This is a genomic window from Delftia sp. ZNC0008 (genome assembly GCF_000799035.1).
Classification (GTDB): Bacteria; Pseudomonadota; Gammaproteobacteria; order Burkholderiales; family Burkholderiaceae_C; genus Comamonas; species Comamonas tsuruhatensis.
This window is the reverse complement of record NZ_JTKZ01000959.1, coordinates 1-369: the sequence shown is the minus strand read 5'-3', so window position 1 is coordinate 369 and position 369 is coordinate 1. Positions and strand designations below refer to the sequence as shown.

Genomic DNA, 369 nt, shown 5'->3' with positions numbered 1-369 from the left:
CCGCGTAGCGTGGGGGTCATTCTTCATCGCCGGGCCGCCCCAAGATGAAAAGCAGCCCCCTCGGGGGGCAGCGGACCTTGCGCAGCAAGGGGAGCGTGGGGGTCATTCTTCATTCCACCAGCGCCAGGGCGGCGTCGATGCGCGAATGCGCGCCGCAGCTCTCGCGCCGTGCGGCGGCGGCCGTGGCCATGAGCCAGCAGACATCGAGCTGGTTGCGCAGCGCATGGCCTGCGGCAGGTGCCAGCCTTTCCCGCCATGCCGCAATGCGCTGCACGGCCTGCGCCAGGCCCTGGTCGCTGCGCTGTATGCCCACGCAGTCCTGCATGAGCTGGCGCAACTCCTGCGCGATGGCGGCCGTGTCCTGCTCCT

General features: G+C 70.2%; 1 pseudogene. It reads right to left on the bottom strand.

The annotated features are described in order from the left end of the window. Nucleotides 1-109: 109 nt before the first annotated feature. A pseudogene (locus L995_RS30850) lies at nt 110-369 on the bottom strand (L-aspartate oxidase); the annotation flags it as partial.